18 protein-coding genes, 1 tRNA gene and 1 pseudogene are annotated in these 22,583 nt (G+C 61.4%); 8 read left to right on the top strand and 12 right to left on the bottom strand.

Annotation, left to right across the window (positions count from 1 at the left end):
- The 5 genes and pseudogenes from ATY75_RS16420 to xylF form a co-directional block, all read right to left on the bottom strand.
- A pseudogene (locus ATY75_RS16420) lies at window positions 1-380 on the bottom strand (transposase); the annotation flags it as partial.
- Window positions 381-562: 182 nt separating this feature from the next.
- Window positions 563-639, bottom strand: a tRNA-Arg gene (locus tag ATY75_RS16415).
- A 206-nt stretch (window positions 640-845) separates the two neighbouring features.
- Entirely contained in the window at window positions 846-1,628 is a 783-nt protein-coding gene (locus tag ATY75_RS16410) for an ATP-binding cassette domain-containing protein (protein WP_007630865.1), read from the bottom strand.
- Window positions 1,629-1,642: 14 nt separating this feature from the next.
- The gene (locus ATY75_RS16405) at window positions 1,643-2,956 is read right to left on the bottom strand and encodes a sugar ABC transporter permease (RefSeq protein ID WP_088938381.1); all 1,314 of its coding nucleotides are present in this window, start codon (window positions 2,954-2,956) and stop codon (window positions 1,643-1,645) included.
- Window positions 2,957-3,216: 260 nt separating this feature from the next.
- A complete protein-coding gene (gene xylF / locus ATY75_RS16400; RefSeq protein ID WP_088938380.1) occupies window positions 3,217-4,257 on the bottom strand; it encodes a D-xylose ABC transporter substrate-binding protein in 1,041 nt (346 codons plus the stop codon).
- A 227-nt stretch (window positions 4,258-4,484) separates the two neighbouring features.
- Here xylF and ATY75_RS16395 point away from each other — a divergent pair, with 227 nt between their 5' ends.
- A complete protein-coding gene (locus ATY75_RS16395; protein ID WP_088938379.1) occupies window positions 4,485-5,741 on the top strand; it encodes an ROK family protein in 1,257 nt (418 codons plus the stop codon).
- Window positions 5,742-6,696: 955 nt separating this feature from the next.
- Here the strand turns inward: ATY75_RS16395 and iolG are convergent.
- On the bottom strand, window positions 6,697-7,689 hold the full coding sequence (gene iolG, locus ATY75_RS16390; RefSeq protein ID WP_088938378.1) for an inositol 2-dehydrogenase: 993 nt from the start codon (window positions 7,687-7,689) through the stop codon (window positions 6,697-6,699).
- Between the two features lie 196 nt (window positions 7,690-7,885).
- Between iolG and ATY75_RS16385 the strand changes: the two genes are divergently transcribed.
- Window positions 7,886-8,176, top strand: a complete 291-nt coding sequence (locus ATY75_RS16385) for a hypothetical protein (protein ID WP_088938377.1) — start codon at window positions 7,886-7,888, stop codon at window positions 8,174-8,176.
- A 6-nt stretch (window positions 8,177-8,182) separates the two neighbouring features.
- Here the strand turns inward: ATY75_RS16385 and ATY75_RS16380 are convergent, their stop codons facing one another.
- Together ATY75_RS16380 and ATY75_RS16375 are read right to left on the bottom strand one after the other, a co-directional pair.
- Window positions 8,183-8,653, bottom strand: coding sequence for a hypothetical protein (locus ATY75_RS16380; RefSeq protein WP_088938376.1), 471 nt, complete (start codon window positions 8,651-8,653; stop codon window positions 8,183-8,185).
- A 154-nt stretch (window positions 8,654-8,807) separates the two neighbouring features.
- Entirely contained in the window at window positions 8,808-9,815 is a 1,008-nt protein-coding gene (locus ATY75_RS16375; protein WP_064841417.1) for a LysR family transcriptional regulator, read from the bottom strand.
- 272 nt (window positions 9,816-10,087) lie between these two features.
- On the opposite strand from ATY75_RS16375, the gene chvE reads away from it, so the two are divergent.
- From chvE to araD, 6 genes are all read left to right on the top strand, one after another.
- Window positions 10,088-11,152 carry a multiple monosaccharide ABC transporter substrate-binding protein gene (gene chvE / locus ATY75_RS16370; RefSeq protein ID WP_088938375.1) on the top strand — a complete coding sequence of 355 codons (1,065 nt, stop codon included), beginning with the start codon at window positions 10,088-10,090 and terminating at the stop codon, window positions 11,150-11,152.
- Between the two features lie 99 nt (window positions 11,153-11,251).
- Window positions 11,252-12,790, top strand: a complete 1,539-nt coding sequence (mmsA, locus tag ATY75_RS16365) for a multiple monosaccharide ABC transporter ATP-binding protein (protein ID WP_064840274.1) — start codon at window positions 11,252-11,254, stop codon at window positions 12,788-12,790.
- Window positions 12,787-13,998, top strand: coding sequence for a multiple monosaccharide ABC transporter permease (mmsB, locus tag ATY75_RS16360; protein WP_088938374.1), 1,212 nt, complete (start codon window positions 12,787-12,789; stop codon window positions 13,996-13,998). The genes mmsA and mmsB overlap by 4 nt, the downstream gene beginning before the upstream one ends.
- Window positions 13,999-14,113: 115 nt before the next feature.
- Window positions 14,114-15,109: an AraD1 family protein gene (gene araD1 / locus ATY75_RS16355; protein ID WP_088938373.1), complete on the top strand. Its 996-nt coding sequence runs from the start codon at window positions 14,114-14,116 to the stop codon at window positions 15,107-15,109.
- A gap of 35 nt (window positions 15,110-15,144) precedes the next feature.
- A complete protein-coding gene (locus ATY75_RS16350) occupies window positions 15,145-16,578 on the top strand; it encodes an aldehyde dehydrogenase family protein (protein ID WP_064840267.1) in 1,434 nt (477 codons plus the stop codon).
- 62 nt (window positions 16,579-16,640) lie between these two features.
- Window positions 16,641-18,380, top strand: coding sequence for an L-arabinonate dehydratase (gene araD / locus ATY75_RS16345; protein ID WP_088938372.1), 1,740 nt, complete (start codon window positions 16,641-16,643; stop codon window positions 18,378-18,380).
- 219 nt (window positions 18,381-18,599) lie between these two features.
- On the opposite strand, the gene ATY75_RS16340 is transcribed toward araD, so the two are convergent.
- The 4 genes from ATY75_RS16340 to ATY75_RS16325 form a co-directional block, all read right to left on the bottom strand.
- A complete protein-coding gene (locus ATY75_RS16340) occupies window positions 18,600-19,937 on the bottom strand; it encodes a TadE/TadG family type IV pilus assembly protein (RefSeq protein ID WP_088938371.1) in 1,338 nt (445 codons plus the stop codon).
- Between the two features lie 264 nt (window positions 19,938-20,201).
- Complete coding sequence (locus ATY75_RS16335) at window positions 20,202-20,408, bottom strand: hypothetical protein (protein WP_088938370.1); 207 nt, start codon at window positions 20,406-20,408, stop codon at window positions 20,202-20,204.
- A 51-nt stretch (window positions 20,409-20,459) separates the two neighbouring features.
- Window positions 20,460-21,071 carry a hypothetical protein gene (locus ATY75_RS16330; protein WP_143535314.1) on the bottom strand — a complete coding sequence of 204 codons (612 nt, stop codon included), beginning with the start codon at window positions 21,069-21,071 and terminating at the stop codon, window positions 20,460-20,462.
- A gap of 114 nt (window positions 21,072-21,185) precedes the next feature.
- Window positions 21,186-22,583 carry an amino acid permease gene (locus ATY75_RS16325; protein ID WP_088938369.1) on the bottom strand — a complete coding sequence of 466 codons (1,398 nt, stop codon included), beginning with the start codon at window positions 22,581-22,583 and terminating at the stop codon, window positions 21,186-21,188.

Raw genomic sequence — 22,583 nt, 5'->3', positions numbered from 1 at the left:
GGACCGATAACGCACCGTCTTGCGGTCGGCGGATATGATCTGGCAGGCCCGCCGCTCCGAAAGACCCATCACGGCCTTCAGATGCGTGACGGCTTCACGCTTGGCGGCAGGCCCTACCATTTTTTTGCAAGAAGCTCGCGGAGCGCGGCCGCATCCAGCATCTGTTCGGCCAGCAGCTTTTTCAGCCTGGCGTTCTCGTCCTCAAGCGCCTTCAGCCGCTTGGCCTCGGACACTTCCATACCACCGTATTTGGCTTTCCAGTTGTAAAACGTCGCTTCCGAAATCCCGTGCTTACGGCAGAGGTCGGCCGCCTTCGCGCCTGCCTCCTGCTCCTTCAGTACCGCAATTATCTGCTCTTCGGTAAATCTCTGCTTCTTCATTCGTCCGTCCTTTGATGGGCCGGACTCTAATCAATTCTGGAGGAAATTCGCAGTGGCAGGTCATCGCTGGAATGAGAGACATGCAGGCTCGAACCGCTGCCGAACCCTGTCGGCGCGAAAGTGTTACCTATGTCTTAGGAATAAACCGTAACCTATGTGTCCAGAACAGACCCAAGGAAAAATGGCGCACCCGACAGGATTCGAACCTGTGACCTTTGGAATCGGAATCCAACACTCTATCCAGCTGAGCTACGGGTGCATGCCTGAGGCGGTTTGAATCGCCTGTCCGATGGGTGGTTCTTAGCCTAGCTTGCGGCCCGCTTCAATCGCGAAATTCTCAGAAATACCGATGCTTGCGGTTTGCAGGGTGTTTTTATTCGTCAGCTCCCGCGCTGCGCACAAAAAACTCCGCCGGCCTTGCGGGCGGCGGAGCGGGGTTGTCGGGGCAGGGCGCCTTGGCGGCGATCAGATCTGCATGGCGCCGGGGCCGGGGATGGCTTTGGGCGGCACCTTGCCGAGGATGATCATCCCCAGCACTTCGTCCTTGGTCACATCCTCGGTGCGGGCGTGGCCCACCAACTGGCCGTTCTTCATCACCGAGACGCGGTCGGCGAGGTCGAAGACGTCGTGGATGTCGTGGCTGATGAGGAAGATGCCGATGCCTTCCTTCTTCAGCTGCTTGATCAGCTCGCCCACCTGCGCCGTCTCCTGCGGCCCAAGGGCTGCCGTCGGCTCGTCCATGATCAGGATGCGGGCGTTGAAGAGGATGGCGCGGGCGATCGCCACCGATTGCCGCTGGCCGCCGGAAAGCGCCTTCACCGGCTCCTTGAAGCGCTTGAAGTTGGGGTTGAGCCGCCCCATCACTTCGCGGGCCGAGGCCTCCATCGCCACGTCGTCGAGCGTGCCCCAGCGGGTCTTCAGCTCGCGGCCGAGATAGAGGTTGGCGGCGGCGTCGACATTGTCGGCCACGGCCAGCGTCTGGTAGATCGTCTCGATGCCGTATTTCTTGGCATCGCGCGGGTTGCGGATGTCGGCCGGCTCGCCATTGATCAGGATATCGCCGCTGTCGCGCTTATAGGCGCCGGAGAGGATCTTGATCAGCGTCGATTTGCCGGCGCCGTTATGGCCGAGAAGGGCGACCACTTCGCCGGGGTAGAGATCGACCGAGGCGTTGTCCACGGCGTGGATGCCGCCGAAGGAGATCGAGATGTTTTTCAGTTCCACGAGGGGAGTGCGTTGATCAGCCATGTTTAGGGCTCCTCTCACTTGGCACGGGCGCGATAGACGGTGTCGAGCCAGACCGCCACGACGAGAACGGTGCCGACGACGACGCTCTGCAGCGGTGTGTCGACATGCGCGAGAACCATGCCGGATTGCAGCGATTGCATGACCAGCGCGCCGAGCATGGCGCCGGCGATCGTGCCGGTGCCGCCCGCCAGCGACGTCCCGCCGATCACGGCGGCAGCGATCGTGTAAAGCTCGTCGAGCGTGCCCTGCGAGTTGGTTGCGGCATTAAGGCGGGCGGTGGAAATCGCAGCCGCGATTGCCGCCAGGATGCCCATCAGCGCAAAGATACGCACCGTCACCCAGCGGGTCTTGATGCCGGCGAGCTCGGCCGCCTCAGGATTGCCGCCGATCGCAAAGACATAGCGGCCGAAGCGCAGCCTTGTGGCGATGAAGGTCATGATGATGCCGACGACGATCGCAATCAGCACCGGCACGGCGATGCCGTAGGGAATATCCAGGCCGGTCTCGGGCCAGGGAATATTGTTGGTCTCGGCATATTTCTTGGCGATGTTGATCGGCCAGTAATAGCTGTTGGCGATCCAGACCGCGCCGAGGATCAGCACGCAGCTGAGGATGGCGAGGAAATATTCGGCCCAGATCGGCCGGCGCGGGAAGCCGAAGCGGCGCCGCTGCCGGCGCGAGCCGACAATGCTGGCGACGACGAACAGGCAGGCGGCGATGCCGACGATCCAGCTCCAGGTGGCGCCGATCGAGCCCTCCGCGCCGCCGCCCATGATGCGGAAAGTCTGGTCCATGGGGGCAACCGTCTGGCCGCTGGTCACAAGCCAGGTCGCGCCGCGCCAGACTAGCAGGCCGCCGAGGGTGACGATGAAGGAGGGAACGTTCAGGAAGGCGATGATGATGCCCTGGAAGGCGCCGATCAGGCAGCCGGCGGCAATGCCGATGATGAGCGTGATCGCCCAGGTGAAGGGGCTGTCGAAGCCGATATACTCAGGCAGGATCTTCGCCTGGGTCACGCCCATGATCATGCCGCAGAGGCCAAGCACGGATCCCACGGAAAGATCGATGTTGCGGGTGACGATGATCAGCACCATGCCCGTGGTCATGATCGCGATATCGGTCGTCTGAACCGAGAGGTTCCAGAGATTGCGCGGGGTCAGGAACAGGCCGCCGGTGATGATGTGGAAACCGATCCAGATGATGATGAGCGCGCCGATCATGCCGAGCAGGCGCGTGTCGATCTCGGTGGCGCGGAAGAAGCGGGTCACCGGATTGGCTTCCGCCGTTCGCGGCCCGCTTGATGCTGTTGATTTTACCATTTCGGCCATGGGTTTGCCGTTCCCCCATTATGTTTGGACGGGTGCGCCGGCGTGCCCGAAACTCTGGGCGGCGTCATCGTCTGTTCTTCAACTGACCATCGCGATGCTTCCGGAAACCGTGGCGTGGCGTCGCGACACCCTTCCGGCAGGGAATGCAGGTCCGCGATGGCGCGGCGAGGCGGAGGAACTGCGTCCTTGGAGTTCGCATCCGCATCCGGCGCCGCAACGGTCTTTCCGCTGCGGCGCCGGCAGTTCAGTCCGAAGCGTGCTTACTTGCAGGCAGCGACGGTGTCGGCCTTGACGCCCTGGCAGGCTTCAGCCTTGGAAATCCAGCCGGCGTCGATGACGACGTTGAGGTTTTCCTTGGTGATTGCCAGCGGCTTCAGGAAGACAGACTGCATTTCCACGCCCTTCGGGCCGCCCTTGAAGGTCTGGGCGCCGTCGATCTTGCTCATGTCCTTGCCGCCGGCGAGGTCAAGAGCGATTTCGGCCGCGCGGGTGCCGAGTTCGCGGCTGTCCTTCCAGACGGAAACCGTCTGCGTGCCGAGCGCGATGCGGTTCAGAGCCGCCTTGTCGCCGTCCTGGCCGGAAACCGGAACGGAGCCGGCGAGGCCCTGGGCGTCGAGCGCTGCGATCGCGCCGCCGGCCGTGCCGTCGTTCGAAGCAACAACGGCGTCGACCTTGTTGTTGTTGGCGGTCAGGAACTGCTCCATGTTGCGCTGCGCATTCTCAGGCAGCCAGCCGTCCGTATAGGCTTCGCCGACATTCTTGATCTTGCCGGCGTCGATCGCGGCCTTCAGCACTTCCTGCTGGCCGGAGAACAGGAAGTCGGCATTCGGGTCGGAGGACGAGCCCTTGATGAAGACGTAGTTGCCTTCGGGCTTCGCCTTGAAGACGCCCTCGGCCTGCAGGCGGCCGACTTCCTTGTTGTCGAAGGTGATGTAGAAGGCAGCCGGGTTTTCGATCAGGCGGTCGTAGCCGACGACCGGGATGCCTTCGGCAGCGGCCTTTTCGATCGCCGGGCCGATGGCGTCGGAATCCTGGGCGAGAATTATCAGCGCGTTGGCGCCCTGCGAAATCAGCGATTCGACGTCGGTCAGCTGCTTGGCGGCGGAAGACTGCGCGTCAGCGGAAATATACTTGGCGCCCTTGGCTTCGAGAGCCTTCTTGATCGCGGCTTCATCGGTCTTCCAGCGCTCTTCCTGGAAATTCGACCAGGAAACGCCGACGACGAGATCGGCAGCCATGGCAGCCGTATGCACGGAAACGAGAATGGCCGCGCCTGCCATCAATTTCAAAATAGACTTCATACTATCCTCCCGAGTGAGTTGCGACCGGCCCAGCCCATGCTTCCTCCGGCCACCGCGAAAAGCTGTCGAGGAAAATTCGGATTATTTTCTCGACAGTCGAGAAATTTGATGTCAGAGATTTTTTCGGCTGTCAACACTGGGCCGTCAGCTTATTTTTCCTTGCGGAACGGCGGTTGGCGATGCAGTGGAAAGTTGGGTGGGGCAAGCAGGAGGAGAGGGCGGCATTCATGCTGACCAAGTCGAGCACGGAGCTGGTCCGGCAGAGAAATAGCGTGCTCGTGCTGTCCGTGCTGCGCCGTCACGGCGCGCTCGCCCATACCGAAATATCCGATTTCACCGGTCTTTCCTCGGCCACCATCTCGGCAATCACCGCCGATCTGGAACGCGCCCATATCATCGAAAAATCCGAGCAGCAGGCGGCCAGCGGCCGCGGCCGGCCGCGCGTGCTTTTGCGCCAGCGCCGCGATTGCGGCTATCTCATCGTCGTCATCATCTCCTCGGATGCCGTGCAATATTCGCTTGTGGATTATGCCGGCAAGCTGATCGACCGTTTCAGCGAGGAGCGCTCGCATGATCCCGCAGGGGCCGCCCGCTTCGTCGCAGGCGTGCGCGCCGGGCTGTCGCGCATTCTCGAGCGCTCCAGGATTTCCCAGGAAAAAGTGCTGCTGATCTCGATCAGCAGCAAGGGCCTGGTCAACTCAACCGAGCCGGTCCTTCTGTGGTCGCCGATCTTCGGCAGCGATCAGATCGATTTCGAATCGGCGCTCCGGCCGGATTGGCAGGCCAAGGTCATTCTCGACAACGAGACGCTGCTGGTCGCCGCCGCCCTCGGCGCTCGCGAAGAGATCGTCAAGGGTGCCGATTTCCGCTCGCTTGCCGCCCTCTCGCTCGGCCACAGCATCGGCCTCGGCATCGTCAGGCGCGGCGGCCAGACACAGGAAATCTCGGCGCCGAATTTCGGCCACATGCTGCATATGGCGGGTGGCGGCCTCTGTCGCTGTGGCACCCGCGGCTGCATCGAGGCCTATGCCGGCTTCTACGCCATCCTGCGCAGCGCCTTTGAAGTGCCCCTCGATACGATCCCGGCAAAATTCGTCCCCGTCACCGAACTCGACAAAATCGCCGCCAAAGCCCGCCAGGGCCACCGCACCTCCACCATCGCCTTCCGCCAGGCCGGCCTCGCCCTCGGCAACGGCCTGTCGCGCATGCTCAGCCTCACCGAACGCATGCCCATCGCCATCACCGGCCCCGGCACCCGCTATTACGACCTGCTGCGCCAGGGCATAGAGGAGGGCCTCGGCCAATCCCACATCGTCCGCATGGAAGGCATGCCGGAAATCCGCGTGGTGGCAGACGAACCGATCCTCGTCTTCGAGGGCCACCTCAACCGCGCGCTGTCGGTGATCGACCAGGATATCGTGATTTCGGGGGTGCAGGGCGGAGAGCAGCGCCAAAACCCCTCCCCACAAGGGGGCGGGGCTTAACCCGTTGCCCCGACGGCGACCAACCGGAGACGCCTCACTGGCTGAGACCGTCCCATAAATTGTTCGGTCAAAATTATCGCAAGCGCCGCGGCAGGTTAGCCCCTCCCACCTGTGGGGAGGGGTTGGGGAGGGGTCTTCCAAACCCTCCGAACCGCTTCAGTCCAAGCCGCCTCAATACGCTGCGGCCATGGATTCCAGGCTCAAGGCCTGGAATGACGGAGGTTAGAGGTGCGCCGCCACCAAACGGGCCGTCGCCATTTCGAACGTCCGCGGTGCTTCCGGCGCCTGTATAGCGCCCGTGACGCCTCGTCCTTTGCGCCGACGGCGCGTTTGGCGCAAACGCACCCTCACTCTCCGTCATTCCAGGCCTTGAGCCTGGAATCCACGACCCCACCCTGCGTCCATGCTCAGCCTTGAGCCGCGTATCCACGCCGCACCCTTCAGCAACAATGGGCAGTCGCATCTGCTCCTGCTCCCTCTCCTGTGACGAGCTTAAAACCCCTCCCCAACCCCTCCCCACAAGGGGGCGGGGCTTAACCCGTTGCTCCGACGGCGACGGAAAAGGGGAGGTCTCACTGGCTGAGACCGTCCCATAAATTGTTCGGTGAAAGTTATCGCAAACGGTGCAGCAGGTTAGCCCCTCCCACCTGTGGGGAGGGGTTGGGGAGGGGTCTTGCAAACGCTCCAAACCGCTGCACAGCTGCCCACTTCGCGCCAGACGCCTGCCCCTCACCCTAGCCCTCTCCCCGTTTTACGGGGAGAGGGGACGTGCCCCACGAGACGCTTTTGAGGAACGGAGGTCGCGACATACCTCCTTCGCCCCGTTTACGGGGAGAAGGTGCCGGCAGGCGGATGAGGGGCTGGTCTCGCCGGCTCCGCAGCCCGCCCTCAAAAGCAAAATGGCCGGGCAAACACCCGGCCATCCCAAACCTATCTGCCAACCGAACGACAGCCGTCAGCCAACCTTGATGAGCTTGCCTTCCTTGACCGACTGCACCGCCGCATCGGCGAGCGCCAGCGCCGCCAGGCCATCGGCGCCCGACGGCGAGATCTTCGTGCCCTTTTCGATCGCGGCGATGAAGGCGGCGATTTCGTTGGCGTAGGCTTCGGTGTAGCGGGTCATGAAGAAATCATGCAGCGGCGGGCGGGTGTAGCCGTCGCCATTGGCGATTTCGATCGAGACCGGGCGCTGGTTTTCGGCCGCCGCCATGCCCTTGGCGCCGTGCACTTCGATGCGCTGGTCGTAGCCGTAGGTTGCGCGGCGGGAGTTGGAGATGACGGCCTGCTTGCCGGATTTGGTCTGCAGGATCACCGAGACGCTGTCATAGTCGCCGGCTTCGCCGATCGCCTTGTCGACCAGCACGGCAGCGGTCGCCAGCACCGAGACCGGCTCTTCGCCGAGCAGGAAGCGGGCCATGTCGAAGTCGTGGATCGTCATGTCGCGGAAGATGCCGCCCGAGCGCTTGATGTAATCGACCGGCGGGGCGCCGGGATCGCGCGAGGTGATCGTCACCATTTCGACATCGCCGATCTTGCCGTCGTCGATGACCTTGCGCACCGCCATGAAATGCGGGTCGAAGCGGCGGTTGAAGCCGACCATCAGCTTGGCGCCGGTTTCTTCCACCACCTTGATGCAGGCCTTGACGCGGGCGACGTCGAGATCGATCGGCTTTTCGCAGAAGATCGCCTTGCCGGCGCGGGCGAAACGCTCGATCAGGTCGGCATGGGTGTCCGTCGGCGTGCAGATGACGACCGCGTCGATATCCTTGGATGCCTCGATCGCCTCGATGGTGCGGACCTCGCAGCCATAGGCCGAGGCGATGGCGTCGGCCGCCTGCGGAAAGGCGTCGGCGACCGCGACCAGCGTCGCATTGGCGTCGCCGCTGACGGCTTTCGCATGAACCTTGCCGATGCGGCCGGCGCCGAGAAGACCAAATCTCACTGTCATAGCAACCTCCTTGAATTCGGAACAAATAAACCGAATTGCCATAAATCTGGAATTTTCATTCCATCTTCTCTGCGTCGCGTCAAGCCCGCGGCTCTTTCACATTTGCAAGATTCAAACTAAAGACAAGCGCGACAAATGCCATGGCCGGTGTGACACATGCCATGGGCATGGTGACATATGCGACCGCGGGGCTGAGATGCAACTGATTGATCCGAACCATCCGGCATACCGGCGCCTTTGGGTGCGTGTCGCCATCGTTGCCGTCTGCTTCGGCTGGGCGGCGTTCGAGATCGTCGGCGGCGATCCCTTCTGGGCGGTGCTTTCGGCCGCGGCGGGCGCTTATTCCTTCTATATGCTGTTCTGGACCTTCAATCCGCAGCCTGAGGTCGCCGCACCGGCGGCCGAGCCTGACGCCGATGACGAGGAAGAGGAAGAGCCCGCGGATATATCCGCGGAAAAGCCCGCCAAAGACGGGCAGGCAGACTGAAATCAGTCAGCGGCCCAATCGCCGCAGCGCCTCGTCGATCAACAGATTGGCCAGCATCATCCGTTTCGTCGCATTGTCGCGGAAGGGCAGGGCGACGCCGTCGGGATGATTGGCGCGGGCGAAGGCGCGGCGCTTCTCGTTGAGCGTCAGCGGCGTATCGGCGGCCGAGATCGCCAGTTCGGCCGCAACCTCCTGCGGCGCCGTGCGGGTGAGATGGTCCGGCATGGCGGGCTCCGGTTCCGGCAAAGGCGCCGGTTTCTCGGCAGATCCGGCGGCGGCATCGAGATCCAGATTGTCGAAATAGGCTTCGCCGATGCGCTGCGAGGCGACCGAGACCCCCTCCATGACATCGAAGGCAAAGCCGGTGCCGAGGCCGGCGACACGATGGGCGATGGGCGCTTCGGCCTCTTCAGCCGCGTCGTCCTCTTCCTTCAGCCGCTCCAGCACTGATTGAAATACCGACTGTCCGAACAGCATCCCGCATCCTCAAGAGCATTCCGGTTTCTTCGATTGACCGACGTGCTCAAATTTTTTCACGCAATTTCCGGACGCAAAAACCGCCGCGCCTTGTGTGGAATTGCTCCGGCGCGCATTAAAGATGGGCAAGATGGCGCCGGGCTTGCGGATCTCGTCAGCCCGCCTGCTTCTGGCTTTCCTCCAGAATGATGTCGTAGAGCAGCCTGGCGCTCGGCGGCAGCGCCCGTTCCCTGGCGGTGATCAGGCTGTAGGGTTTGACGTTGATGTCGAAATCGATCGGCAGCATGCGCACGTCGGAGGCCCTGGCGCTCTGGCTGGAGAGGAACTGGGCGACGTCGGTGGCAACCGGTGCAATCGCATCGGTTCCGCAGACGATGGCGCAGGTCAAAAGCAGCGACGATGTGTTGACGATATTCTCCGGCAGCGCCACGCCGCGCGACAGGAAAATATCCTCGATCGTCCGGCGCAGCAGCGTGCCCGGCGGCTGGAACACCCAGTCGTAATCCCTGATATCGGCAAGACTGCTGGTCTTTTTCTTTTTCAGCAGCGGATGGCGGTTGCGCACGATCAAGCAGGCGCGCTCGATGCCGATCTCCGTCACCTCGAACAGGCGCGGGTTGAGATCGTCGGGAATGCGGCTGATGATGAAATCGTGGCGGGCGGCCAGCAGCTCGCGGGCGAGCACGTTGCTGGTCTCCACCTGGATGTTGATCTCGATGCCGGGATAGGCCTTGCGCACCCTGTTGATCGCCGGCACGACGAGGCTCATGGCCGGCGCCGTCACCGCGCCGATGAAGACCGAACCGCCCTTGCCGCTCTTCAGTTCGCCGATCTCGCGGCTTGCCTCGCGCAGCTCCAGCAGGATCTTGCGCGCCCGCCTCGCAAGCGCCGCGCCGAAGGTCGTCAGCACCACGCCGCGGGCGACGCGTTCATAGAGCTGAGTCTTGGTGATCGATTCCATTTCGGACAGCATGCGCGACGCGGCGGGCTGGGAAATGTTCAGGACTTCCGCAGCTGCGGAAATCTGTCCGCTATCTTCGATTGCGACGATCATCCGCAGGTGATTCAGCTTAAGTCCTGCCCTTAAAAGGCTGTCATTGCCGAAACTATCGCTGTGGATATCGACATGGTCCATCGAAATGGGCTCTGAAACAATCGTCATGGTTGCAGCCTCCTCGCTGCGCTCCATCAAAAGTAATACTTTTTAACGATATACCAAAATTGTTATGCACTTTACCAGTTATTCTATTTGACAGTTATAGGAATCCATACCAGTTTGCCGCCGTGTGCTGGTTGGCACTCAACACGTGTGAGATCGTGGAGGAGACCTACTTCGTTTCTCACCATCTGAAGTAACTATCCAATACGGAACCTGCCACAGTTTCGGGGGCGGGCGATTTTTCGTCCGCTGCACTATTAACAAGGGAGAGAGAAATGAAGTCCATTATCTCATTGATGGCTGCGGCTGCCTTCGGCGTCGCTTCGTTCGTTGCACCGGCAATGGCTGCCGACAAGGGCACCGTCGGCATTGCCATGCCGACCAAGGCTTCGGCTCGCTGGATCGACGACGGCAACAACATCGTCAAGCAGCTCGAAGCTGCCGGTTACGCCACGGACCTGCAGTATGGCGACGACGATATTCCGAACCAGCTTTCACAGATCGAAAACATGGTCACCAAGGGTGCCAAGGTTCTGGTCATCGCTTCGATCGACGGCACGACGCTTTCCGACGTTCTGCAGAAGGCGCACGATGCCGGCATCAAGGTCATCGCTTATGACCGTCTGATCCGCGATTCGGGCAATGTCGATTACTACGCGACCTTCGACAACTTCCAGGTCGGCGTTCTGCAGGCTGGCTCCATCGTTGACGGCCTCGGTCTCAAGGATGGCAAGGGCCCGTTCAACATCGAACTGTTCGGCGGTTCGCCGGACGACAACAACGCCTTCTTCTTCTATGATGGCGCCATGTCCGTCCTGCAGCCCTACATCGACTCGGGCAAGCTCGTCGTGAAGTCCGGCCAGACCGGCATGGACAAGGTCGGCACCCTGCGTTGGGATCCGGCAACGGCCCAGGCCCGCATGGACAACCTGCTCTCGGCTAACTACACCGACGCCAAGGTCGACGCCGTTCTGTCGCCTTACGACGGTCTGTCGATCGGTATCATCTCCTCGCTGAAGGGCGTTGGTTACGGTACGGCTGCTCAGCCGCTGCCGATCGTCACCGGCCAGGACGCTGAAATCCCGTCGGTCAAGTCGATCATCGCTGGCGAACAGCACTCGACGATCTTCAAGGACACCCGCGAACTCGCCAAGGTCACGGTTGCCATGGTCGATGCCGTCATGTCCGGCAAGGAGCCTGAGGTCAACGACACCAAGACCTACGACAATGGCGTCAAGGTCGTTCCGTCCTACCTGCTGAAGCCGGTTGCCGTCGACAAGACCAACTACAAGCAGATCCTCGTCGACAGCGGTTACTACTCTGAAGACAAGCTGAAGTAAGACGTTAAGCAGGAGGCCGGAACCCGCGCTTGCGGGTTCCGGTCTTCGATTTTATGATCGCCAAGCCGCTTGGCGGCCCAAGGCGCTGGAACTTTGACTATGGACAACACCATCCTCGAAATGCGGAGCATCACCAAGACGTTCCCGGGCGTCAAGGCGCTGGAGAACGTGAACCTCAAGGTTCGCAAGGGTGAAATTCACGCATTGGTCGGCGAAAACGGGGCCGGCAAATCGACCCTGATGAAAGTCCTATCGGGCGTCTACCCCACCGGAAGTTATGACGGCGACATCGTCTATGAAGGCGAGACGCGCAACTTCAAGGTCCTGAAGGATTCCGAAGAAATCGGCATCGTCATCATCCACCAGGAACTGGCGCTCGTGCCGTTGCTGTCGATCGGCGAGAACATCTTCCTCGGCAACGAAAATGCTAAGAGCGGCGTCATCAGCTGGGACGAGACGTTCAACCGCACCAAGCAGCTGCTCAAAAAGGTCGGCCTGTCGGAATCTCCGAACACGCTGGTGACCGACATCGGCGTCGGCAAGCAGCAGCTGGTCGAGATCGCCAAGGCGCTGTCGAAGAGCGTCAAGCTGCTCATCCTCGACGAGCCTACCGCCTCGCTCAATGAAAGCGATTCCGACGCGCTGCTGACGCTGCTGATGGAATTCCGCAAGCAGGGCATCACCTCGATCATCATTTCCCACAAGCTGAACGAAATCCGCAAGGTCGCCGACCAGATCACCGTGCTGCGCGACGGCATGACGGTCAAGACGCTCGACTGTCACGCGGACGAGATCAGCGAAGACATCATCATCCGCAACATGGTCGGTCGCGATCTCGAAGACCGCTATCCGCCGCGTTCGGTGCCGATCGGCGAAACCATTCTCGAAGTGAAGAACTGGAACGCCTATCACCAGCATCACCGCGACCGCCAGGTCCTGCACAATATCAACGTCACCGTCCGCAAGGGCGAGGTCGTCGGCATCGCCGGCCTGATGGGGGCAGGGCGTACCGAATTCGCCATGAGTCTGTTCGGCAAATCGTACGGCCACAAGGTGTCCGGCGAAGTGCTGATGCACGGCAAGCCGGTCGATGTCAGCACTGTGCGCCGGGCGATCGACTCCGGTCTCGCCTATGTCACCGAAGACCGCAAGCAGCTCGGCCTCGTGCTCAACGACACGATCCTGCACAATACGACGCTGGTCAATCTGAAGGCGGTGTCGAACGCATCGGTCATCGACAGCGTCAAGGAATCCCGGGTTGCGACCGATTATCGTTCGAAGCTGCGCATCCGCTCTTCCAGCATCTTCCAGGAAACGGTCAATCTTTCCGGCGGCAACCAGCAGAAGGTGGTGCTGTCGAAGTGGCTGTTCTCCAATCCCGATGTTTTGATCCTCGACGAGCCGACGCGCGGCATCGACGTGGGTGCAAAATACGAAATCTATACTATCATCAATCAGCTCGCGGCTGACGGCAAAGCCGTTCTGATGATCTCGTCGGAAATGCCGGAACTTCTGGGCACCTGCGACCGCATCTACGTCATGAATGAAGGGCGTATCGTTGCGGAACTGCCGAAGGGAGAAGCGAGCCAGGAAACCATCATGCGCGCCATCATGCGCTCAGGAGAGAAGAAACAATGACGCCGATCAATCAACCCATCGCTGAGCAAGGGCGCGTCGTCTCGATCGGAGACTACGTTCGCGGCAACATCCGGGAATACGGCATGTTCATCGCGCTGATCGCGATCATGGTGTTCTTCCAGATTTCGACCGGCGGCGTTCTCTTCAGGCCGCTTAACCTGACCAACATCATCCTGCAGAACTCGTTCATCGTCATCATGGCGCTGGGCATGCTGCTGGTCATCGTCGCCGGCCATATCGATCTTTCGGTCGGCTCCGTCGTCGGTTTCATCGGCGCCATCGCCGGCGTGATGACGGTGCAATGGCACATGAATTACGTGCTGGCGGGTGTCGTCTGTCTGGCTCTCGGCGCGCTGGTCGGCGGTCTGCAGGGCTATTTCGTCGCCTATCACAAGATCCCGTCCTTCATCGTCACGCTGGCCGGCATGCTGGTCTTCCGCGGCCTGACGCTGTTCGTGATGACGGCGTCGGGCACGGGCACCAGCATCGGTCCGTTCCCGCCGGAGTTCCAGCTGATCAGCATCGGCTTCCTGCCGAACCTGCTCGATACCGGCGGCATCAACTCGACCTCGATGATCCTGACCGTCGTCGGCGCCGTTACCCTCTTCTATATGGCGTGGCGCAAGCGGCTGTCGAACGAGCGGCATGGCAATGACGTCGAGCCGATGGGCTTCTTCCTCGTCCAGAACATCGTTGTTGCCGTCGCCATTCTGGCGCTCGGCTACCAGCTGTCGATCTATCGCGGCTTCCCGAACGTGCTGGTCGTCATGCTGGCCCTGGTCGCCGCCTACGCCTTCATCACCCGTCGCACGACGATCGGTCGCCGCATCTACGCCATGGGCGGCAATGAGAAGGCGACCAAGCTTTCCGGTATCAACACCGAACGGCTGACCTTCCTGACCTTCGCCAATATGGGTCTGCTCGCCGGTCTTGCCGGCCTGATCGTGGCGCTGCGCCTCAACTCGGCGACGGCCAAGGGCGGCTTCGGCCTCGAGCTCGACGTCATCGCGGCCTGCTTCATCGGCGGCGCGTCGGCCCAGGGCGGCGTCGGCAAGGTGACGGGTGCGGTCATCGGCGCCTTGATCATGGGCATCATGAACAACGGCATGTCGATCCACGGTCTCGGCACCGACTCGCAGCAGATGGTCAAGGGTGCGGTGCTTCTCGCCGCCGTGTTCTTCGACGTCTACAACAAGAACAAGGGCTGAGCGCTCAAGCGCAGCCCCGCATTCGCAGTCATATGAGTGATCAATTCCGGCTCCTGATGGAGCCGGACAGGCGGAGCTTTTCCTGGTCTTCGCCGGAACGAGAAGGATCGAAGTCGTGCTTATTTCCCAGATCAAGGGTGCCAACGGAGAGATCGTCGTCGCCGTGCGCGAGCAGGGCGGCGCGGCCAGGTCCGTCAACAATGCCGGCAGCGTCTATGCGCTGGCGATGGAAGCCGCCGACGGCGGCAAGTCGCTGGCCTCAGTCATCGAGGCGCATGGTTACGGCGCTGCCGTCGATCTCGAAAAAGCCTATGCGGACGGCCGCTTCCTGCCGCCGATCACCCATCCGGACGCCGCCCACCTGCATCTGACCGGCACTGGTCTCACGCATCTCGGCTCCGCCGCCACCCGCGATTCCATGCACAAGAAGACCAGCGAGGCGGCCGAGGAAACGCTGACCGACTCGATGAAGATGTTCAAGATGGGCCTGGAGAACGGCAAGCCGAAATCCGGCGAAAAGGGCGTGCAGCCCGAATGGTTCTACAAGGGCAACGGCCATGGCACGGCTGCCCCCGGCGCCCCGCTGGTCTCGCCCTCCTTCGCGCTCGACGGCGGCGAAGAGCCTGAAATGGCTGGTATTTACGTCATCGCCAGCGACGGCTCGCCGTTCCGCATCGGCTTTGCGCTGTCGAACGAGTTTTCGGACCACGTCACCGAGCGGATCAACTATCTCTATCTGGCCCACTCGAAACTGCGCCCCGCCGCCTATGGTCCGGAAATCCGCATCGGCGCCGCCCCCGACGACATCCGCGGCACCTCGCGCATTAAGCGCGGCGACAAGGTGATCTTCGAAAAGCCCTTCCTGTCGGGTGAAGCGAACATGTCGCACACCTTCGCCAATCTCGAATATCACCATTTCAAATACGGCCTCTTCCGTGCACCGGGCGATGTCCATGTCCATATGTTCGGCACGGCGACCCTGTCTTTTGCCGACGGCATCAAGGCGGAAGAAGGCGATGTCTTCGAAATCGAAGTCGCCGAATTCGGCCTGCCGCTGCGCAATCCGCTGAAGGTGGCCGCCGAAGAAGAGATCGCCGTCAAGCAGCTCTGATTTTCAATAAGCGGTAAAGGAGGCTTGTTCAGCCCATGACCATTTATCAAAACCTGATCGCCGGCGAATGGGTCGGCACCAATGCGACGAAGAACATCAATCCGTCCGATACCAACGAAGTCGTCGGCCTCTATGCCGACGGCAGCGCCGAAGACACCAAGAACGCCATCGCCGCCGCCAAGGCTGCCTTTCCGGCCTGGTCGCGCTCCGGCATCTGGGAACGCCACGTCATCCTGAAAAAGGCCGGCGACGAGATCATGGCGCGCAAAGACGAACTCGGCGCGCTGCTTGCCCGCGAGGAAGGCAAGACCCTGCCTGAGGCGACCGGCGAAGTCATCCGCGCTTCGCAGATCTTCGAATTCTTCGCAGGCGAAGCCTTGCGGCTGGCCGGCGAGGTCATCCCGTCGGTGCGCCCGAACATCGGTGTCGAAATCACCCGCGAGGGTCTCGGCGTCATCGGCATCATCACGCCGTGGAACTTCCCGATCGCCATCCCGGCCTGGAAGATCGCGCCGGCGCTCTGCTACGGCAACACCATCGTCTTCAAGCCGGCCGAGCTGGTGCCCGCCTGCTCCTGGGCGATCGTCGACATCCTCAACCGCGCCGGCCTGCCGAAGGGCGTGCTGAACCTCGTCATGGGCAAGGGCTCGGTCGTCGGCCAGGCCATGCTCGAAAGCCCCGACGTTCACGGCATCACGTTTACCGGCTCCACCGGCACCGGCCGCCGCGTCGCCGCCGCCTCGATCGAGCATAACCGCAAGTTCCAGCTGGAGATGGGCGGCAAAAACCCGATGGTCGTGCTCGACGATGCCGACCTCAACGTTGCCGTGGAAGCAGCCGCCAATTCCGGCTTTTTCTCCACCGGTCAGCGCTGCACCGCTTCCTCGCGGCTGATCGTCACCGAAGGCATTCACGACAAGTTCGTCGCAGCTCTGACCGACAAGCTGAAGACGCTGGTCGTCGACAATGCGCTGAAGGCCGGCACTCATATCGGCCCCGTCGTCGACGAGCGGCAGTTGAAGACCGATACGGACTATATCGAGATCGGCAAAAAGGAAGGCGCGAAACTCGCCTTCGGCGGCGAGGTGATTTCCCGCGACACGCCCGGCTTCTACCTGCAGCCGACGCTGTTCACCGAAGCGACCAACCAGATGCGCATTTCGCGCGAAGAGATCTTCGGACCTGTGGTCTCGGTGATCCGGGCGAAGGACTACGACGAGGCGCTTGCCATCGCCAACGACACGCCGTTCGGGCTTTCGGCCGGTATCGCCACGACCAGCCTGAAACATGCGACGCACTTCAAGCGCAATTCGGAAGCCGGCATGGTCATGGTCAACCTGCCGACCGCCGGCGTCGATTTCCACGTGCCGTTCGGCGGCCGCAAGGGCTCGTCCTACGGCCCGCGCGAGCAGGGCAAGTACGCCGCCGAATTCTACACAACCGTCAAGACCGCCTACACGCTGGCTTGAGACGAAGGGCGATAACCCTGATCGTACGAGGCGATCAGGGGGTATCCTGAAGGACAGAGACTATGAAGAAAAAAGCAGAATGGCCGCGCAGGCTGAGATCGCAGGAATGGTACGGCGGCACGAGCCGCGACGTGATCTATCACCGCGGCTGGCTTAAGAACCAGGGATATCCCCACGACCTGTTCGACGGAAGGCCGGTGATCGGCATCCTCAACACCTGGTCGGATATGACCCCGTGCAACGGTCATCTCAGAGAGCTCGCCGAGAAGGTCAAGGCGGGCGTCTGGGAAGCCGGCGGCTTCCCGCTCGAGGTGCCGGTATTCTCGGCCTCCGAAAACACCTTCCGCCCGACCGCGATGATGTATCGCAACCTCGCCGCGCTCGCGGTTGAGGAAGCGATCCGGGGCCAGCCGATGGACGGCTGCGTGCTGCTCGTCGGTTGCGACAAGACCACGCCGTCGCTGCTGATGGGGGCTGCCTCCTGCGACCTGCCGTCGATCGTCGTCACCGGCGGGCCGATGCTGAACGGCTATTTCCGCGGCGAGCGTGTCGGTTCCGGCACGCATCTGTGGAAGTTCTCCGAAATGGTGAAGGCCGGCGAGATGACGCAGGCCGAGTTCCTCGAGGCGGAGGCCTCGATGAGCCGTTCCTCGGGCACCTGCAACACGATGGGCACGGCCTCGACCATGGCCTCGATGGCCGAAGCGCTCGGCATGGCGCTGTCCGGCAATGCCGCGATCCCTGGCGTCGATTCCCGCCGTAAAGTGATGGCGCAGCTGACCGGCCGGCGTATCGTCCAGATGGTCAAGGACGACCTGAAGCCGTCCGAGATCATGACGAAACAGGCCTTCGAGAACGCCATCCGCACCAATGCGGCGATCGGCGGATCGACCAATGCCGTCATCCATCTGCTGGCCATCGCCGGCCGCGTCGGCATCGATCTGTCGCTCGACGATTGGGATCGCTGTGGCCGCGACGTCCCGACGATCGTCAACCTGATGCCGTCGGGCAAGTACCTGATGGAAGAGTTCTTCTATGCCGGCGGCCTGCCTGTCGTGCTGAAGCGCCTCGGCGAGGCCGGCCTCCTGCACAAGGACGCGCTGACGGTCTCCGGCGAAACCGTCTGGGACGAAGTCAAGGACGTCGTCAACTGGAACGAGGATGTCATCCTACCTGCTGAAAAGGCGCTGACCTCGTCGGGCGGCATCGTCGTGCTGCGCGGCAATCTGGCGCCGAAGGGCGCGGTGCTGAAGCCTTCGGCAGCCTCGCCGCATCTCCTGGTGCACAAGGGCAGGGCCGTCGTGTTCGAGGACATCGACGACTACAAGGCCAAGATCAACGACGACAATCTCGACATCGACGAGACCTGCATCATGGTCATGAAGAACTGTGGCCCGAAGGGTTATCCGGGGATGGCCGAGGTCGGCAATATGGGACTGCCGCCCAAGGTGCTGAAGAAGGGCATCCTCGATATGGTGCGCATTTCCGACGCCCGCATGTCGGGAACGGCCTACGGCACCGTCGTGCTGCACACCTCGCCGGAAGCTGCCGTCGGCGGACCGCTGGCGGTCGTGAAGAATGGCGACATGATCGAGCTCGATGTGCCGAACCGTCGCCTGCATCTCGACATTTCCGACGAGGAATTGGCGCGGCGGCTGGCCGAATGGCAGCCGAACCATGATCTGCCGACGTCGGGCTACGCCTACCTGCATCAGCAGCATGTCGAAGGGGCCGACACCGGCGCCGACCTCGACTTCCTCAAGGGATGTCGCGGCAACGCGGTTGGCAAGGACAGCCACTAAAACAGAATGTTTTAGGCCGGATCGGCCTAAATCTGAATCGTTCTGTATAAGAGAGTTAGAGCATGATGCGCCCGAGAACCGCATCGTGCTCTAAAGCGCGTCGCATCAAACTTGATTCATGCGCCGCGCTTTAGCTCTTTGTTTTCACGCATGTCGTCGCGGCAAAAGCGCTTCGCGCTTTGCCTGGGAAAACCGCGACACACTTTTGCGCGACATGCTTTAGCTGGTTATCCGAGGCGCGCTGACAATCTTCAGGAACAGGGCCTCCATCGCCTCTTCAATGCCGTCCGTTGGACTGACTGCGAAGTAAAAGCCGGGGGTGGCGCACTCTTCCATTTTCGTGGCGATCTTGCTCTCGAAGGGCTTGACCCAGTCGTTGTAAAAGCTGTTGTCGGGCAGGGGCAAATAGGTCGTATAGAGGACGGCGACCTTGATGCCGCGATCTTTGAGCTTCTTGCAATAAGCCGTGTCGATGGGTTCGATGCATCGTCCGCCGTTTGCGCCTTTCGGGCTGGTGCATCCGGCCGGCTTATAGCTATCGCCAACACCGTCAGCGACAAAAAACACGATCTTCTGACGATCGGCATTGCTGGTGCCCATGCCGATGTTGCCCTTGATTTCGCCTTCAATCCCTTTCAGCGCTTCGTCAAAACTGGTTTGCTGGTCGCTGTAGTAGTTCTGATAGGGAATGCTCATAAGACCGATCATGTTGGTGGCGGCTGCCACGGCGCTCAGATCATAATCCAGATCGGAAACCTTGAAGAGCTTCGCGTTTTTGGCGTCCTGGGCAGTCTTGCCGAAGGTGTATGCGGCGACCCGGAATTGGCTCGGCATGGACTGTGTGTCCTTCGCCTTGGCCATCAGGGCTTTGATGGCAGCGGCCACCACGTCGATGCGGATGGTCACGCCATTGTCGCGTGCGACATTGTAGTAGCTCTTCTTATCCTCAACGCCTTTCTCAGAAACGATGTGGCATGCGAAGGCGCAGTTTTTATCTTTGCCGCCATCGTGGCCGTTCACCGTCGCTTTTTTCATGGCGGTTATATCATCGGTGGTGGCGGCAACACCCATTGATGGGGTGTTATCCAGCAGCATGAAGAAATCCATGTAAGACGGGGTCTCATACTGCGCTGTTGCCGTTCCGGAAACGGGGATTTGATGAAATCCCAACACCTGCATGAATGTCGTCGGCATCTGCGCGCTGAAGGATACAGTCGAGCTGAGCGTGCCGCCCTGTTTTTGAACGCTGATGTCGACGGCAACGGGAACATCGCCCTGTTTTTTGGACATTTGTGAAAAGAAGATCTTCTGGGCTTCGGATTTGCCGAGCGTCAGCGACCCGTCGCCTGACAGCGTGGCTGCCTGCTTTGCCGCATCCGAGGTTTTCGTTATGGATCCCACGGCTGCCGCATCCGCAGCGGCGTACAATTCTGTGCGAAGCGACAGGGCGCTGCCAAAATCAATGGCCGTTCCCGCCGCACCCAGCAGCGGAATGACCAGCAGCGCCGTCATAATTCCAAAATTGCCGGACCGGTCAACGATAAAACGATGCAACATATAAGGGCCGCCCTTCCCGGTAGCAGTGTGAGCGTAGCCGCCACAACCGCATATCTACGAGGCGATCACTAACAGTGGAGCATAAACCAAAGGAAAACACGTATGGTTGTGTTCTAATTAAATCGCCGAAATCCCGGATTTCGCCTGAACTCGGGGCCCGGAAATCCGCCCGGTCAACACGCCCCGCTAGCGAAGCGGTGCAGTCGAAACTGGTCTTGAAGAGTGTGCGGACCTAAAACCGCGGCACAGTTTGCGCGACATGCTCTAAAGGCGCGCCAGCCTCGCCCGGCGGTAGGCATCCGGAATGGACAGCGCCCAGATGAAAAGCCCGCCTGCGTGCCGGCCGATGAAGGATTGATCGGATGTCGTCGTCATGAAGGTGAGGATGGAAAAGAGCATGACAAAGAGGACGAAGGTCAGGCCGAGGCGCGGCTCTCCTATCGCTACGTGACCCGCGCCTGGCAATACGATCGCGAGTGCGAGGACAAGATATGGATTGGGCCCTTTTCCATCGCACGCTCCTCAAATGGCATCGACGGCTGCGCGTTGCGCAGCTCTGGCGGCAAGCGAACGGAGTTCCAGTGCCATATCCAGCGTTTGACGTATCGTCGGCCGGGGCAGGGTGTCGACCGAAAAGCGCGCTTGCCTCAGCAGAAGATGGGCCGATCGCTCGCCTTCTGCGGCTTGGACCACCACGCGAACCATTCGCGGCGTAACGACCGCCTCCTTGACGCTGGGATCGGCAACCAGGCCGGCAAGACCGTGCCGCAGGGAATGCCATTGGCGGTCTATTGCACCAGCAGTGCCGCGCATCAGCACCGGAACCTCAGTGGCCGGCGGGGTCAACCACTCGTTCAGGCCGTGAACCGCCGAATAATATTCCGAACCCGTCGGCCGCGCGAGGATGCCGACCGAGGGCCACGGCTGGGCAATGCCGTCCTGCAACGTGACCCGCAGCCAGAGCTGCGGCAGCCGGCGCGTCACCATCGTATCGGTGAAAACATCGAGCGTGACCGCCGTGCCGTCCGCCAGGCTGCCGCTGACGACCGGATGCTGATCGGCGGAAAGCCCGAAGCGGGGGGACGTCAGGACAGCCGCCGCTTCATCCAGCAGCCTATGGCGCTGCGTCATCATCTTGCGATGCTCTCCGAGCGCGAGCATCGCGAGCAAAAGGCAGGCGGCCAGCGACAGGATCAATAGGCCAAGGGAAACGATCGCGTCACCTCACAGCAGGAAGGACAGGCATGGTCAGTAGCCCTCTGGCCTCGGCCACGGCATGGTAAACTGGTCGCCGCGCCGGACATAGCGGTAGCGGCGGAAGTGGAACCACAGCGACGCCACGATATAAAAGCCGGTCATGGCGATGAGCTGCGTTCCGTAGCCGAGGAACACCGCGAAGTAGGCGGCGCCGCAGAGCAGGAGCAGCACGATGGTCGGCAGCGGATGGAACGGATGGACGTATCCGCGCTTGATGGTTCCCAGCGGCCACTTGTTGCGGAACATCACCATGTTGAAGGTCATGAAGGTATAACCAAGCAGGCCGGACAGGATCGAGAAGGTCACGACCTGGTCGAGCGGCGCGCCCAGCGCAAAGATCAATGCGATCGGCACGAGAAAGACGATGGAGCGATAAGGCGTGCGGTAAACGGGATGGACCGCGCCGAACCAGATCGGCAGATAGCGGTCGCGGCCCATGGAAAACCATGCGCGAGACGCATCGTTGATGCAGCCATTGGCCGAAGCCAGCGTCGAAAACAGCGTGCCGACGAAGAGCAGAACCATGAGGCCGGTATTCCCGGTCACCCGGGCGGCGTCGAAAAGCGGTGTGCCCGCCTGGCCGAGATATTCCCAGGGAATGAGGCCGGAACATACGTACCAGGTCATGGTCGCGGCGATCAGCAGCGTCATGATCCCGGCCATTGTACCGTAAGGCAGCGAACGGGCCGGCGAGCGCACTTCTTCGGCCGCCTGGCATGTGCCCTCGATGCCAAGATAAAACCAGAGGCCGAAATGCAGCGCCGCGATGATGCCGACCCAGCCATAGGGCATCGGGTCTGTGGTCACGGCGGAAAAGTCGAGTTGGACGGCCGAGCCGCCGAGTTGCACGACGAGAAACAGCGCGATGATGGCAAGAAATGCAATTGCCGTGATGACCAGGTTGAAGGTCAGCGTGGCCAGCACGCCGCGGTAATTCAGCCAGGCAAGGAACATGATCGAGAGCACGATAAAGGGCTGCTGATTGAGGCCGCTGTGGCCCTGCAATCCAGCGACGGTATCGAGCAGGAAGCCGATCGTGATCGCGTTGCCGGCCTCCAGCATCGTGTAGGCCATAACCAGAAACAGGCCCACATTGAAGGCCATCAGCGGGCCGACAATGTGTTTGGCCTGCGCATATTGGCCACCGGCGGCCGCAACCGTCGAGGTTACCTCGGAATCGATCATGGCGACGCAGGTGTAGAGCAGGCCGGCAACCCAGCAGGCGACGAGGCCGGCGATCATGCCGCCCTTGCCCACCGAGAAATTCCAGCCCATGTATTCGCCGACGAGAACGATGCCGACGCCAAGCGCCCAGATATGGGCGGGGCCAAGAACGCGCAGAAGCTGCAGTCTTTCCGGCTGCCCGGCTTTCACATTGCTGTTCGACAT

The sequence above is a fragment of the Rhizobium sp. N122 genome (assembly GCF_002211295.1).
Lineage (GTDB): Bacteria > Pseudomonadota > Alphaproteobacteria > Rhizobiales > Rhizobiaceae > Rhizobium.
Note: the sequence above shows the minus strand (reverse complement) of the source record. Positions and strands in the feature narration are given on the sequence as shown.

What these genes read in the sequence shown, in the direction of transcription:
- ATY75_RS16375 (WP_064841417.1), bottom strand. Translation starts at nt 9,815, where the DNA reads ATGACGATTGTTTCAGAGCCCATTTCGATGGACCATGTCGATATCCAC.
- chvE (WP_088938375.1), top strand. Translation starts at nt 10,088, where the DNA reads ATGAAGTCCATTATCTCATTGATGGCTGCGGCTGCCTTCGGCGTCGCT.
- mmsA (WP_064840274.1), top strand. Translation starts at nt 11,252, where the DNA reads ATGGACAACACCATCCTCGAAATGCGGAGCATCACCAAGACGTTCCCG.
- ATY75_RS16325 (WP_088938369.1), bottom strand. Translation starts at nt 22,583, where the DNA reads ATGTCGAACAGCAATGTGAAAGCCGGGCAGCCGGAAAGACTGCAGCTT.
- ATY75_RS16410 (WP_007630865.1), bottom strand. Translation starts at nt 1,628, where the DNA reads ATGGCTGATCAACGCACTCCCCTCGTGGAACTGAAAAACATCTCGATC.
- ATY75_RS16350 (WP_064840267.1), top strand. Translation starts at nt 15,145, where the DNA reads ATGACCATTTATCAAAACCTGATCGCCGGCGAATGGGTCGGCACCAAT.
- ATY75_RS16340 (WP_088938371.1), bottom strand. Translation starts at nt 19,937, where the DNA reads ATGTTGCATCGTTTTATCGTTGACCGGTCCGGCAATTTTGGAATTATG.
- ATY75_RS16330 (WP_143535314.1), bottom strand. Translation starts at nt 21,071, where the DNA reads ATGATGACGCAGCGCCATAGGCTGCTGGATGAAGCGGCGGCTGTCCTG.
- ATY75_RS16380 (WP_088938376.1), bottom strand. Translation starts at nt 8,653, where the DNA reads ATGCTGTTCGGACAGTCGGTATTTCAATCAGTGCTGGAGCGGCTGAAG.
- ATY75_RS16405 (WP_088938381.1), bottom strand. Translation starts at nt 2,956, where the DNA reads ATGGCCGAAATGGTAAAATCAACAGCATCAAGCGGGCCGCGAACGGCG.
- ATY75_RS16395 (WP_088938379.1), top strand. Translation starts at nt 4,485, where the DNA reads ATGCTGACCAAGTCGAGCACGGAGCTGGTCCGGCAGAGAAATAGCGTG.
- araD (WP_088938372.1), top strand. Translation starts at nt 16,641, where the DNA reads ATGAAGAAAAAAGCAGAATGGCCGCGCAGGCTGAGATCGCAGGAATGG.
- ATY75_RS16385 (WP_088938377.1), top strand. Translation starts at nt 7,886, where the DNA reads ATGCAACTGATTGATCCGAACCATCCGGCATACCGGCGCCTTTGGGTG.
- xylF (WP_088938380.1), bottom strand. Translation starts at nt 4,257, where the DNA reads ATGAAGTCTATTTTGAAATTGATGGCAGGCGCGGCCATTCTCGTTTCC.
- iolG (WP_088938378.1), bottom strand. Translation starts at nt 7,689, where the DNA reads ATGACAGTGAGATTTGGTCTTCTCGGCGCCGGCCGCATCGGCAAGGTT.
- mmsB (WP_088938374.1), top strand. Translation starts at nt 12,787, where the DNA reads ATGACGCCGATCAATCAACCCATCGCTGAGCAAGGGCGCGTCGTCTCG.